Here is a 13,956-nt window from a genome sequence, read left to right as displayed (position 1 = left end):
ATTAGTCCGCCGCGCGCGAAAATACGGGTAACACGGGCCGTAACGCGGGTCGTGTATACGCTTACCATGTTCCTGGTCGCAATTCCCATTCTATTTCAGAAAAAGGCCCCTCGAACGGTCTCGGGGGCCTTGCTCAGATTTGAGATTGAAACGGGCACGAGCTGATAAACGTTCGACCGCCGGTCCGTGCCCGCACATCCTACTTGCTCGGCTTTATCTGGACAGCCGGGGTTTCCTTCGTAAGCTCCACAACAGTGTCGACTGGGAGCGTCATGCCCAGGACCTTGGTATCAGCGCCGACAGCCACGTACAACTCGGTGCCGTCTGGGATGTTGACATCTTTGCCCTGAACGAAGAAGGCGCCGAGGGCTCCGACGGGCCCGAACACTATAAACCCTGCCAAGCCTGCGCCGATGGCGAGCTGCATCGACTCGTTCAACTGCTGAGTGCCTTCGTCAAAGGCGAGCGGCACCGCCGTCCCGTCGAGGGTCCGGACATCTTTCAGTTCCAGGGTGATCTTGCCGTCTCGGCCGAGCCGCCCGGCTGGCGTGACCTCTGTCACCACCCCGTAGCCACGCGTGCCCTTCGGGATCACGAGCTCGTTGCCGACCACCACGTCGCGCGCTACCTCGATGTCGACCTTCTGCCCTTTCTGAGTGACGCTCGAGTCCAGTTTCCCGATGAGCTTGATCCTGACAGGCTGCCCCTTGGGGAGGGTGGTGTCCTTCGCCTTGAGCGTGCCCTCAGGCAAGCACAGCGCCGCAAGGTTATCAGCGCGCGTCACGATGGAGCCCTGACTCGGCGCGCCCAAGATCATGGTTTCAAGTCGTTCCAGCTTGGTGGCGGCCGGTTCCGACGTCACGCGTCTTTGCACGAACCATTCAACTGCGCCAAGCTTGTACCCCACCGAGGGCCCGACGCCCGGCCCGCCTCCCGCGACCAGCCGCAGCCTGGAGATCCGGTCCATCACCGACCCGTCCTGGGGCTTTCCGAGGAGCTCCCTCTCGAGCTGGGCAACGCGATCAACGATGGCCCCGCTGAGCTCCTTACCGTATAGCGTGGTCTCGATCGCCGCAAGGCTCTTCAGAAGCGTCGGCTGTTCCTGGGCAAGAGCCGGGACGAGCGAGGTTGCCACGATTAGTGCCGAAATGGTTATGGCGACGCCTGCTTTCGCGATACCTCTTTTGCCACGTATGAACATCCCTGCTGGCCTCCTTCCTTATCCCGCAGCCGACCCCGCCTACCAACCACCCAACCATCTATGGCCTAGAACCTGATGGTTAGCTCCGCCGTGGCGACATTAGTGCGGTGAGACCCCGGCACCATGGTCTCAGGGTCTATGCTTTGGAAATCTATGAGCCTGTAACCGAGCACGATGGAGGCGGTGCCCCCGAACGTGTAGCCCACACCGAAACTGGTGGTGGTCTTGCGGGCGTCCAGCGACAGGCCTGGCAACGTATAATCGCCGAAGACCCCGGCAGCCTTCGAGCCGGACTCACCGGTCGCGTCCTGGGAGGACGATCCGCTCCACTCTATTCCCTTCGGCACGAGGTCCGTTATCCGCGAGTACGTGTACCCCGCCTTGATGTACGCCGAATCAGAGAGGGCGAACTTATAGTCGATCCCGAGGAGCGTCGTCGCCCTTGCCTTGCTCTCGCTGTCGTCGGCCGCGTCCTCGTTCCCTTTAACCAGCTCGTAGCTAGCCCGGAATATGGCGAGCTGGCTCAGGGCGTACTTGAGGTCGAGCCGCGCGACGACGTCGTCTCCCTCGCTAGGCGCTATGCCGCCGGGGGCCGGAGGGCCGCCCAATGACAGCTCGGCCTTCGTGCCGTCCTCAAGCGGAATGGTCACGGCCGCCTCCTGGCCCGCACCCTTCTGAGTCACCGAACCCGGCTCGGCGGGTGAGACAAGTCCGGAAGCCGTGGGCGCGCTCGCTCCGCTGCTCCCAAGAAGCTCCGAGAGCCTCCTGCCGCCCGAGAAAGCCTCGCGCCCGGCATTCCCCGGAAGCGCCGAGAGCGCGGCTATCGCTCCTGGATCTGGGCGTAGTTTCAACGAGGACCACGCCTCAAACGACCCAGGAAGCTGCGGCACCCCTGGAATCACGCCGAGGACCTCATCCGACTGGGAGGCTCCTGCGGATGATGCGCCCGGGACGCTTCCCCCGGCGGACGCAGTACCCCCGCCGCCTTGAGATATGGTTAACACCGCGCCTTGAGACACCCCGCCGGCGCCTGTCGCTGCCGCGTCGCCACCCTTGCCCGCTGCGACCTCTGCGCTGGGCGCGCCCGGTGAAGCCCCGGGTGAGCCGAGGTTGCCGATTCCGGAGACTAGTGCGAGCTCGCCCGCGAACTCCTCTTGAAGTTGCGAAAGCAGCTTGCGTTGGTCGGGCGTCAGCGCTGCTCCTGCCTTCACGCGCTCGCCAAGGCGCGCGACAGCCCAGGCCATTTCGTACCGGGTCATGACGCGGCCGCCCGCGAACGCGTCGGCAGAGTAACCTTCAACAAGACCGAGCCGGGCGAACTGGGCAAGCGCTTCGTAGGACCAATGCCCTTTCGGGACGTCCGCAAAGGGGTTAGTGGATGCGCTCACGCGCGCGACCGGGCCAGCCAGCGCTACCAAGAGCGCGAGCGTCAGGGCGCCCGCGAGAACCCACTGGCTGCGCCCAGAGTTTGCTGCCCGCAAAGCTAGCCGCCCGATGCCCGCGCGCCGCCGACGGGGCTTCGTCGTCTTTTCTTGATACGCTTTCATTTCGCACACAGCAGGCCACCACACCTTAGCAGCGCCGCCCACTCCAGGCCCGCCCCTCGCCGGACCCGTTCAACGGGAACGGCTGCTCGGCGGGCTCCCGCCTTTCCCAACCTGCCCTAATAAGTATTCTATGACCCCCAGGGGAATCCCTCCCCAAGGTCCTACTTTTCGACTGAATGGAAAAACCTTTCAGCAAGGACAACGGCGACGTAGTCGTCGAAGGGCTCGCCCGGCGTCCGCAGAGACACGGGGACAAGCCTCCCCAGGCCCCGCAGGGGATGGTCCTCGAGGTAGCGCCTCCGCCCCTCCATGCTGCTCTCGTGCTCGTCCACGAACACCACGCGGACGGCACCGCCCGCGGCCCTGCCGCCAAGCTCCTGGATCTCACGCGCGAGAGCCCCGGACCCAGTGCGATCGCCGAGGACGACGACACTCACCGCGTGCGCGCGGGCGAGCTCCATCACCCGGTCGACCGCCTCTTGCCTCGCCACTATCGCCTTCGCGATCACTGTTCCGTCGGCTCTGACCACAGCTATGCCGCACTTGTCGCGCCCAGGGTCGACAGCTATGACCGCTCCCGGCGGGAATGGAGCGTGCCTCTCTTCTCCGTCGTGCGCGCGTTCCCGGTCCATCTCAGCACCTCGCATGCTCACGCCACCCTTGCACCTTGAGATCTTACCAGGTTTGGGCGCCTGTGGGAATAGCCCGGCCACAAGATCCGCCGAAGAACGGCAAAACCCCGGGGGAGGAAGCTCCCCCGGGGTCGTGTTGTGTCCTGTTATGCGTCGTCAGACCCGGCTAGAAGGTGACCTTCAGCGAGCCCGTGATCACACGCGCTGTGTAGTCGTACTCGGTATCGCCTGCGAACTGCTCTCTGTCGGACTTCACGACCTTGTAGCCGAGCGTCAAGGTGGTATTGGTCGCGATGTTGTAGGTGTACGTCACGTCCGCCAGGATGTTGGTTAGCGGTGCGTACTTGTACTCAGTAGCCGCGTCCGTCCACCTGTCGAGCTTGTAGTACCCGACGTTCGCACCGACGCTCGCCTTGGGCGTGAGCTGCGTGGTCACCCCGGCCTTCAGGATGTTCTTGCTGTATGGCTTGTAGTTGTTCAGGACATCGGTCTTCAGCTCGTAGTCGTAGCTGCCGGTGACTGTGGTGTTCCCGAACACGGGGAACTCCGCGCTTGCGCCAAGCGTGAGCGTGTTCGTCTTCGTATCGAGAATACCATAGTCGCTGTTGTCGGCATCAGTGTCGACCTTGTCATCGATCGCAGTCCAGTTATAGCTAGCGGCCAGCTTCAGGTTCTGCGTCAGCGCATAGTCAAGGCCCAGGTCAAACACGTTCTCCACATAGTACGGTTCGGGGGCTCCGCCGCTGGTCTTCCACGTAGACCCAGTGATCTTGTACTCAGCGGTCGCCGGCCCGAGCTCAGCCTTGACACCACCCGTCAGCTTAAACACATTGTCTCCGTTGTTGTAAACGCCGGTGCTCAGGGCATACAGGTCGTTCTCCAGGCCCAGACTCGGCGTCACGGTCAGAGCGCCCCACGTCATCTTGTACTCTGCACCCGCGGTCGTCGTGTTGGTCTTGGACTCGTTCCAGTCCGCCGTCTGGTCAGCATCACCAGTGATCTCATAGCCGCCCGTGAGAGTCAGGTTCCCAATAGGCAGCTTGCCGTTGATGCTGACGGTCTTGAAGTTGTTGCCTATTCCGTCGTCAGTCGTATCGATGTCGACAAACGGCGGGTAGAACGTATCCTCTATCCTGGTAAGGTTTCCGGTCAGCTCAAGCGCGCCGAGTTTACCGGCGACATCGAGCTTCGCGGCTGTGCCGGTTGCGTCCTGAACGTCACCGGCGTACTTCGTGTACTTCGCGAACTCGCCCGACACGCTCCAGCCTGGTGCGAGACCGAAGCTACCGGCGACCGCAACGACCGTGTCCTTGGCCGGTGCGGGAACGAAGCTGGTGCCCTGGTCGATCACCGAGGACTGAGGATCTTCGAACTGCGACACGTACGCGGCGCTGAGCTTCAGGTTGTCGGTCAAGGCAACTTTGCCCTCACCCGCGCACACGTAGTAGGCGTATGGCGAGAAGCTATCGTCCGCCTCATCCTCTGGTGTCAAGTCCCGGGCTGGCAGTTTCAGGAACAGCGTCGTCCCGGAGACCTTCCCGAAGGAGGCCTGCGCGATGACGCCTTCATAGAGCGGGTTGCCATCGGAATCCTCAAGCAGAGCATTCACCATCGTGAATGGGGTGAAGGTGTTCTCTGGCAGGAGGATGCCGCCCGCGTACAAGTGCGCCAGGACGCCAGGCGTCGTGACATCCAGCGAGAGATCGCTGAGCGCGAAGTCGGTGTCGTCGGCGGCGCCGTAGACCTTCTTCACCGTGCCCACAGTAGCGTTCACGGCCACGCCATCAGCAGGCCGCGCCGTCAGAGTCAGATCCAGCTTGTGCTCGAAGGTCGTGGTAGGCTCATAAGAGCCGTCTGCCACGTGGTTGTCCTTAGTATCGTCCTGGAAGATGTCATTCGGGTTCACGAACGCGTCCTCCGGGTTGAATGCGCTGTTGGCGGCGTAGATATCGACGTCCTTGAGCACGACCTCGCTCGACCCGCTTATCGTGACCTTCTCGTGGCCCGCGATGTGCTCGTCGAGCTTGGTGCCGATGGCCGCGGTCTTCTCGTCGAGCGCGCCGAGCTTCTGCTCGATGTCATCGATCCGGCTGTTCGCGAGAGCGAGCTGCTCCTCGAGAGCCACCACGCGCACGCCGAGGGTGGTGAGTTCGGGATTGAACTCGGTCTTCAGAGCATCAATGAGGGCGATGAGCTCCTTCGCCTTGGCCTCGATCTTCGCGTTGAGCTCGTTGTCGCCGGCGGCGATCTTCTGCTCGAGCTCTGCCTTGACGGCTGCGATCTTCTCCGCGAGGTCGGCGTCGCCGTTAGCGGCCTCTGTCTGGAGCTCGAGAGCCTTCACGTTGAAGTCGCCCTCGAGGAGAGCAAGAGCCCCGTCGAGCTCGACCAGCTTGGCGTTGATGTCGTCGGTCTTCTTGTCGACCTCATCAACCTTGCCGGAGACCGCGTCGACCGCGCCCTCAACCTTGGTGACCCGGTCTTCCACCCCGGCCACCCTCGCGGTAAGCGCGTCAAGCTCTTCGGTCTTCAGCTTCTCAACCACGGTCTGCTCGATGACCTTCTCGATCACTGGCTTCTCGACGGTCACGGTCTCCTTCTCGATGACGCTCGGCTGGGCAGGCGCTGCAGGCGCCGGCGCAGGAGTGACCCCCGCCCTTGCGGCCTCCATAGCGGCCTTTATCTGCCCATCGAGAGACACCAGGAGCCTCGCGATGACCATCGCCATCTGGTACCTGGTCATCGGCTCCGCGCCCTTGAACGTGCCGTCGGGGAAGCCCTCGACAAGCCCGTAGGCGGCGAGCTGCTTCACGGCCTCGTATGCCCAGTGGTTCTCAGGCACGTCGGCGAAAGGACCGGCTGCCACAGGAACTGCCAGCGCCAGCACGAGTATCGCCACCAGCGCGATGGGCATATACCTCTTCATCATGATATACCCCCTTGGTTTTAGTCGTCTTCAGGGCCATGAGCCTCGCCCCGCGCGGTCGGCGATGAGTTGCCTCGTTCCCTCATCCCCTACAGCTCGCGGCGCCCGGCCCACGCCCCTTTCGCTTTATCCCTCACCGGCCTTCGTGGGAAACCTCAGGTTTTCACCTCCTTTCGCCCACTGCCGTATGGGATAAACATGGCGCAAACGCCAGCACTAACCTCGGCTTGATCTATTCTCCATTATGCCACGAATTCCTTCAATTGGCCAGAAGTTTCTCGGCCGCCTTGCAGGCATTTCATGGCATCATTCGCCGCGCGGTCCTGTTTTTCCTTCAAGAGGATGGACCTGACACCCACCCGCCCCGCCCGCCTCCGCCGGGCTCGCATATCAGCCGTCCGCTAGAGTATATGAAAATGCCCCGGGGGATTCCCCCGGGGCCAGCCGAGACGCGGCGCCAGAACACAGCAGATAGAAGAGAAGAAAAGAGCCGCAGGCCGGGGTTATCCCCGGCCTGCGGCCTCTTCACCAGTGAACCACCCGCGGCGCTCCCGGCGCACCCGCGCACGGCCCGTGCGGACGTCCGCTTGCGCTTCGCGCGCCTGCGCTTCATGCGTTTCGTGCTGCCTGCGCCGCTAGGCGTCGCCCTTACCCTTAGAACTTCACGACGAGCGACGCGGTGGCGACGTTGGACCTGTAGCTATTGGCGGGATCGTCGTTGGCGGTGTACGACACGGCCTTGTAGCCCAGCTCGAGATCGGTGTTCTCCGCGATGTGGTGAGCAAGCCCGATCTCGCCGGCAAGCATCCGCCCGTCCACACCGGGATCCTTCACAGAACCGGAGGCCATGCTGACCTCGCCCGTGAGCTTGGTATTCGGCGTCACCTGGCTCTCGATCCCGGCCTTTGCCGTGGTCTTGACGCCCTCAATCTCCGTGCTGTCCTCGGTCCACGGGGTCGCGTCGCTGTAATCCACGCGCTTGTACTCCCACGAACCGGTGAGCTTCGTCACGGTCGTGACGTCGAAACCGAGGTCCACGCCAGCCGTCTTGACGGTGTACGCCTCAGGGACCGCCGTGCTCCTGGCGTCCTGAACGTCCATGTTGTAGGACTTATACCCGCCGCGGAGCGCGATGGCAGGCGTCAGGTTGTGCGCAAACCCGAGGTCCAGGACCGTCTCCTTGGACACAGGCGTCTTTGCGTCGAAGTCCCGCACGTCGGTGACGGAGTATTCAGCCGACAGCGGAGCGTAGGTCGCCGAGATGGACCTCGCTATCTCCAGCGAGTTGACGATCGGGTTAGGCTTCGCGCTATCCCGATGCGCGAGAGCTACGTCGACCCCTGCCGCCACGTCGGCACCCAAGAGGTTCCTTTCGAACTTCACACCGGCCGACTGCGTGGCCACCACGTCCTTGCCGTCGTCGCCGGGTTCAGGCACCCAGTTCGCGTTCCCGGTCTTCTCGTATCCGCCGGTCAGCGTGAGCTGGCCGCCGACCACGGCGAGCGGCAGGCTGGCTTGGACGGACACTGTCTTCACGTTGTTGTCTATTCCGCGGTCCTCGGTGGAGTCGTACGGTACTTCGACGAACTCGGGCTGGTACCCGGCCTCGACCCTCGTGTAGGCCGCGCCGAGCTGAACCGGACCGAGGCGGCCGTCGAGACTCATGTCAGCAGCGGTGTGCTGGGCTCCGCTCCCGTCGATGTGCCGCGCGAATTCGGCTGACGCGCTCCACCCGAGCGCGAGGTTGGCTTTGGCGTTCACTGCGGCAACACTGTCCCTGTCCACGGTCGCAGGACCGTTCGCGATCGATTTCTCATCGTCGAATGCGGTCACGTAGGTCGCTCCGATGATGAGGTTGTCGGTGAGCGACAGCTTCGCGTCGACCGCCGCCGCGTACCTGGCGTAAGCGGCGCTGCCCGCGTCAGTGACCGGAGCCTGCAGCCTCCACACAAGACCGGTGGCGTTCAAACGGCCGTAAGCCATTTCAGCCAGCGCCCCTTCGTAAATCGGGACGCCATCGTCATCGCGAAGCAGGTGGCCCTGCAGAGTGAGGTCGCTGAACGTCCCGGCAGGCTCCGCCACGTTGCCAACGTGCACGTGGCGCAGGATGCCCGGGGTTACGATGTCGAGGTAGAGACCGTTGTCTTTGAGCTGGAACGCGTTGTTGTCCCAACCGCCGCCGAAGATGTTCGTCATGGCGGCAAGGCCGGCCTCAGCTACGACGCCGTCCGCCACGTTCGCCGTGAGTTTCAAGTTCAGCTCGTGGCTGAACTCGCTCGTCGGAGCAAACACGTAGTCAGTGCTGGACGCGTTCTCAGCCGCATCGTTGTTCTCCGGATTGAAGGGATCGAGCCACGGCGTTCCGCTGCCCGAGATGTCCACATCGTTGAACCTGACCGCGCTGTCGCCGGAGATGCGGACTTTTTCGTGGCCGGCGATATGCGCTTCGAGGTCTGAAGCGGTCTTCGCCAGCTTCGAGGATAGCTGCGCGGTCACCTGGTTAACATCCTCAATCTTCGAGTTCACCAGCGCAAGCTGGTCCTCGAGGGCCGTCACGCGCACGCCGAGCGCGCTCAGCTCCTGGTTGAACTCGGTCTTGAGAGCCTCGATCACTGCGATGGTCTCAGCCACTCGCGCGTCGAGGGTCGCCTGGTCCACCGAGCCTTCCTTCTCGACGATATGCTGCTCAATGATCTTCTCGATGATGGGTTTCTCGACTACCACCGGCTGGGACTGACTCTGCCCCGGCTGGGCCTGCTGTGCGGCCGCCTCTGCCGGCTGTGCGGGCTGTGCAGGCTGGGCCTGCTCGGGTTGGGCCTGGGCTCCCGCCTGGGCCTGGGCCTCGGCGTTCGCCTTGGCCTGCGCGGCCGCGTGCGCCTGTATGGCTTCCTCCGCGGCTTTGCGCGCCTGCTCAGCCGCGCCCTGTGCCGCTTGCTCCGCGGCGGCCTTCGCCGCCTCCTCGGCGGCAGCCTGCGCTATCTCCTGGGCTGCGGCCTTGGACATGTCCACAGCCTGCATCTTGGCCTCATCTATGGCCTTGTTGATCGCCTCTTGCTGCTGCGCCTCCTGAATTGTCGCTTCGTCCTTCGCCTGCTGGATGGCGTCCCTGATCTGCGCGTCCAGATCTGACAGAAGACGAGCGACCACCATGGCCATTTGGTACCTGGTCATTCCCTCGGAACCCTTGAACGTGCCGTCCGGAAAGCCTTGCACGAGGCCAGCAGCTGCAAGCTGTTTCACAGCCTCGTATGCCCAGTGGTTCTCCGGGACGTCGGCGAAGGGATTGGCCATGACGGGCAGCGCCAGAGCTAATGCTACGACGACTGCGATGATCGCTGCCATGTATCTCTTCATCATCCAATACCCCCTTGAATTTGCGTGAAGAAGGCCCTTCCCGCAACACAAGGCGGCTTCCACAACGAGAGTCTCCTTGTTTCCTCTCATCGGTCAGGCCGCACGTGTTTCGGACCACGGGCCCTTTTGCCACCGCCCGATGCTGGGCTTTCGTAGGGGGCACCTCCTTCTCGCCCGGATTGCCGGCGGGGCAAAAGACTGTAACCATTGCTGCGAATGATGGTACGTTGGTGACGGTGCGCCGCTCGAATCGTTACGCGTCGAATCGTTACGAACTCAAGCCCTCGGGTCGCTACCCAGGCTCTGGCATCTTCTACGCCGAACTACTGCGGTTTGGGCCATCCAGCCACTTGAGTTACCCGGTTACCCCCGAGTCACTGGACTTGAGCCATCGGGTCACCTGAGCCATAGGGCTACCCTCGAACTACTGCAGATGCATTTCTCCACTGGTTTACATAATCCTGCCCGCGAGAGCTATGGCTCGCGATGTGGGTTGGTGGAAGGAAAGGCATCCTTGGGGTATGGAGGGGTTGGATGGGCCGGGCGGAAGAACCAGGGAAGAACCAGCGACATGAATGACATGAGTCCGGTGCCCGCTGGCCTGGCACGCGCCGGCGAGGAGAGAACGCATATCGGCATCGGTAGGGTGGACGTGGGAACAGTAGGCACGGCGGTAGGCATGGCATGGCGTGGCGGGTCCAGCTGCATCCACCTGCATGAGCGGAGCCCTGCATCAGGCGTACAAATGGCACCGGGATAGCCCGCCCCGGGAGTGGCCCCGGTCTCCGGACGACCCGGGTCACCTCTTGGACTGCCATCCCTGTGGGTCTGCCTGGATCTGCCGGGTCTGTGCCGCCTATTGCACCACCTGGAACGCGACCTTGAGCGGGGGCTTGGTGTTCCAGGTGTCCTGCGCCGCGACAGCCAGAACGCGCACCTTGCGCCCGGCTTCGAGGATCTTGGAAGCGGCGGCGTTGAACTCTGAGAGAGGAGCCTCGCCGACCCTCCCCTCGGCGTCGGTCACCATGCCTCGTTTCGTGGCCTCGTCGTTCGCGGCCATTAGGAGGGTCATGAGCTCGTCCTGAACAGCGTTGGCGCCAGCCGACCCGTCTATCTCTCGTTCGGCTACGACCTGGCCCTGCTTGAAGATGAGCTTGTTCTCAAAGAACTGCAGGTAAGCATAGACAGGCTGGCCGACAAAGGCGTTGGTTGCTGAAACCAGGCGCACGACCACCGGCCCCTTGGCCGCGGCGATCCTCTGCGCGGTGTTCTCGAGGTTATCCGTGAAGAAGATGATGGCCTCGTTCTCGCTTCCCTCGATCTTCGCGTGTCTCGCCAGCGCCAGGCTGTCGGCCTTTTGCAGGAAGGCGGCCACGTCGCGGCGTATGTCCTCGATAGGCCTCGAGCCCTCGATCACCGTCGCGAGAATGATCTCGTCCGCCCTGTACGTGATGTCCGAGAGTTGGAGCCCCTCAAGATACTGCGACATGCCCTGCAGATACGAGTACAGCACGTTCGCCCCCTGGGTGAGATCGCGTATGCGTGTCTCGAGAGCGCGGCTCTCGTCTTCGAGCTTCTGTTTTTCCGCGTCGAGCTGAGATATGGTCTGCTTGAGGTCCCTCTCGGTGTTCTGGAGCGCCACGATGCGTTTGTTGGCCTCGTCCAGCTGACCCTGGGCCTGGGCATAGCTCGTTTTGGTCTCGCCCAGCTGGGCCTTCATGTTCTGATACTGCTTCTGCATCTCCGCAAGCTCGCTCTGCACCTGGGCCAGGTCGTTCTCGGCCTTGACTCGCTCCTTTTTCACCTGCTCGAGCTCGGCAGCGAGCGTTTCATTCCTCGCCGTGAGCATCTCGTACTCCTTGGCCTTGGTCTTCGCCGCCGCTGAAAGCTGGTCGATCTCGCTGGTAAGAGTCTCGATCTGTGCCTGAAGCTCGCCCACCCTCTTCTCTCTCGCCGCAAGCTCCTGTTGTTGAGTGGAAAGCCGCGTCACCGCCGACGCAAGCTCCTGCCTGGTCGTGGCGAGCGCGGCCTGGATCTCATGCATGTTGAAAAGTGCGGTCCGCACGTCTTTGGAGACGACGCTCATGACCAAAATGGACGTGGTGGATACGACCATCCCGGTTATCACCGTGACGATCATCGAGGTGTGCTTCGGCCGTAGGCCGAAGATGCTGAGCCTCCTGCGGCCGACCTTCATGCCGATGCGGTCGCCTACGAAGGCGATGACCCCGCCGACGACGACTAGCATAAGTACTAACGTAAGACCGTACACTTCGTACCTCCTAAACGCCCGTGCCGCCTGCGCGGAAGGACACTAAGCCAGCAGGCTGAGGCTGGGGCTCGGAGTGGGCCTGTGGCACACCTCATCCGATCCGTCCCAGCTGCCCCGAGGCAGCCGGGAAAGCCCCGGAACGGCCCGGAGAGGCCCGAAAGGGCCAGGAATGTCAGGGGATCCACCGCAGGCGTCTCAGGACTTGCGCGCGATCATCAAGGCACCGCACGCCCCGAAGACCATGTTCGAGAACCACGCTCCAAGCAGCGGCGGCACGCTGCCGCGCTCCGCCACAGCGCAACTCAAGCTCATTATAACATAGTAGACAAAGATGATGAGTATGCTCATCCCGAAGCCCAGCGACGTCGAAGCCCTGTGCGTCCTCACCCCGAGCGGCGCCCCCACGAGCCCGAAGACCAAGCTGGCAAAGGGAATGGCAAACTTCAGGTACAGCTGCACCAGGAGGCGCGCGACACCAACCCCCTGTGCCGAGAGGTCACGGATGTACTCGCCAAGTTCTTTCGCTGACATCTCCTCGGGCGTAAGCGAGCCCCTCGCGACCTCGGACGGCCTGTGCGCGATCTGGGCCTCCTGCCGGGCGAACCTCACCGAGGCGACCCTGTCTCCGTCCAAGACAGTATACACCACCCCGTTCTCGAACCACCACCCGGCATCCTCCCACTTGGCGCGCGCCGCCTCGGTGATCCGGGCAAGCTTGCCGTTCTCGAACTCCTGGACGGTGACATTCTTGAACGTGTTCTCCCGGGCATCGTACGAATCCGCATATATGAGCCTCGCGAGGGCCCCGTTCTCGAACTCCTTTATGACGGCGTTGCTCTGAAGGAACGGGTTCCCGCGCCGCCCGATCTCCCACATGATCTCCTCGGACCTGCGGTTCGCCGCAGGGACCACCGTTTCGTTCAGACCCACCGTGACAAGGCTCACGGCCACGCCCAACACGACCGCCGGGGCCATCAGCCGCTGGAGGCTCATGCCCGCGGCCCGCATCGCCACGACCTCGCTCCCGGCGGAGAGGCGGCTGTAGCAAAGGAGCGTCCCCAAGAGAGTGGACATCGGCAGGACGAGGACCATGACCCTGGGCAGGCCTAGCGCGAAGACGAGCAGGGCTGTCCCCACACCTACCTCGCCGTCCACGAGCAGCCGCGCGAGCTCGAAAAGGAGATCCCCCGCCACCATTATGAGGGTGAAGGCCGCAACCGAGAAGAAAAAGGGACCGAGGAGCTCCCTGTATATGTATCGCTCGAGCATCTTCGGCCTTAGCGCGATCAAAGCGTAAACCGCTCCCCAAGGTAGAATTTGCGCGCCACAGGATCATCCGCGATTGTTGCTGCATCCCCGGACACCAAGATCTTGCCCTGGTGCATGATGTAAGCACGGTCCACAATGGACAAGGTGTCGCGGACGTTGTGGTCGGTGATGAGCACTCCGAGCCCCTGCTGCCGGAATCTCGCGATGATCTCTTGAATGTCCGCAACCGCAATGGGATCAACACCCGTGAAGGGCTCGTCGAGCAGGATGAACTTGGGCGATGCGGCGAGGACCCGCGCTATCTCGACGCGCCGCCGCTCGCCGCCGGAGAGCGTGTACCCCATTTGCCTGCGAAGGTGCCCGATGGCGAGTTGGTCGAGGAGTTCCTCGAGAAGGGTGCGCCGCGCCGCTGGCGCAAGCCGCATGAGTTCAAGCACGGCAAGGATGTTCTCCTCGACCGTGAGCTTCCTGAAAATGGACGGCTCCTGCGCGAGATAACCCAGGCCCAGCCTCGCCCTCTGGTGCATTGGAAGCCGCGTTATGTCGCGGCCGGCCAAGGTGATGGCGCCCTCACGCACGGCCTCCAAGCCCACGATCATATAGAACGTGGTGGTCTTGCCCGCACCGTTAGGCCCGAGAAGCCCCACCACTTCCCCCTGCTTGACTTCGAGGCTTACGCCTTGAACCACCTTGCGCCGGCCATAGGATTTCACGAGGTCCTGGCAGATAATGGACACTCCACACCCTCCAAATGCACC

The 13,956-nt window shown here is 63.0% G+C and carries 8 protein-coding genes; all 8 read right to left on the bottom strand.

Annotation, left to right across the window (positions count from 1 at the left end):
* Nucleotides 1–199 precede the first annotated feature (199 nt).
* The 8 genes from GX515_04770 to lptB all read right to left on the bottom strand — a co-directional run bounded on the left by GX515_04770 (nucleotide 200) and on the right by lptB (nucleotide 13,935).
* The gene (locus GX515_04770) at nucleotides 200–1,201 is read right to left on the bottom strand and encodes a hypothetical protein (GenBank protein ID HHY32330.1); all 1,002 of its coding nucleotides are present in this window, start codon (nucleotides 1,199–1,201) and stop codon (nucleotides 200–202) included.
* 65 nt (nucleotides 1,202–1,266) lie between these two features.
* On the bottom strand, nucleotides 1,267–2,790 hold the full coding sequence (locus GX515_04765; protein ID HHY32329.1) for an S-layer homology domain-containing protein: 1,524 nt from the start codon (nucleotides 2,788–2,790) through the stop codon (nucleotides 1,267–1,269).
* A 119-nt stretch (nucleotides 2,791–2,909) separates the two neighbouring features.
* On the bottom strand, nucleotides 2,910–3,380 hold the full coding sequence (gene ruvX / locus GX515_04760) for a Holliday junction resolvase RuvX (protein HHY32328.1): 471 nt from the start codon (nucleotides 3,378–3,380) through the stop codon (nucleotides 2,910–2,912).
* Between the two features lie 166 nt (nucleotides 3,381–3,546).
* Entirely contained in the window at nucleotides 3,547–6,306 is a 2,760-nt protein-coding gene (locus tag GX515_04755; protein ID HHY32327.1) for a hypothetical protein, read from the bottom strand.
* A 651-nt stretch (nucleotides 6,307–6,957) separates the two neighbouring features.
* The gene (locus GX515_04750) at nucleotides 6,958–9,657 is read right to left on the bottom strand and encodes a hypothetical protein (protein ID HHY32326.1); all 2,700 of its coding nucleotides are present in this window, start codon (nucleotides 9,655–9,657) and stop codon (nucleotides 6,958–6,960) included.
* 856 nt (nucleotides 9,658–10,513) lie between these two features.
* The gene (locus GX515_04745) at nucleotides 10,514–11,929 is read right to left on the bottom strand and encodes a DUF3084 domain-containing protein (GenBank protein ID HHY32325.1); all 1,416 of its coding nucleotides are present in this window, start codon (nucleotides 11,927–11,929) and stop codon (nucleotides 10,514–10,516) included.
* 195 nt (nucleotides 11,930–12,124) lie between these two features.
* The gene (locus GX515_04740) at nucleotides 12,125–13,219 is read right to left on the bottom strand and encodes a YjgP/YjgQ family permease (GenBank protein HHY32324.1); all 1,095 of its coding nucleotides are present in this window, start codon (nucleotides 13,217–13,219) and stop codon (nucleotides 12,125–12,127) included.
* Entirely contained in the window at nucleotides 13,216–13,935 is a 720-nt protein-coding gene (lptB, locus tag GX515_04735) for an LPS export ABC transporter ATP-binding protein (GenBank protein HHY32323.1), read from the bottom strand. Before lptB ends, GX515_04740 begins: the two co-directional genes overlap by 4 nt.
* Nucleotides 13,936–13,956: the final 21 nt, after the last annotated feature.

It is taken from the genome of Bacillota bacterium (genome assembly GCA_012842395.1).
Classification (GTDB): domain Bacteria; phylum Bacillota; class SHA-98; order UBA4971; family UBA4971; genus UBA6256.
The sequence above is the reverse complement of the archived record's forward strand: the minus strand, read 5'-3'. Positions and strand labels throughout refer to the sequence as shown.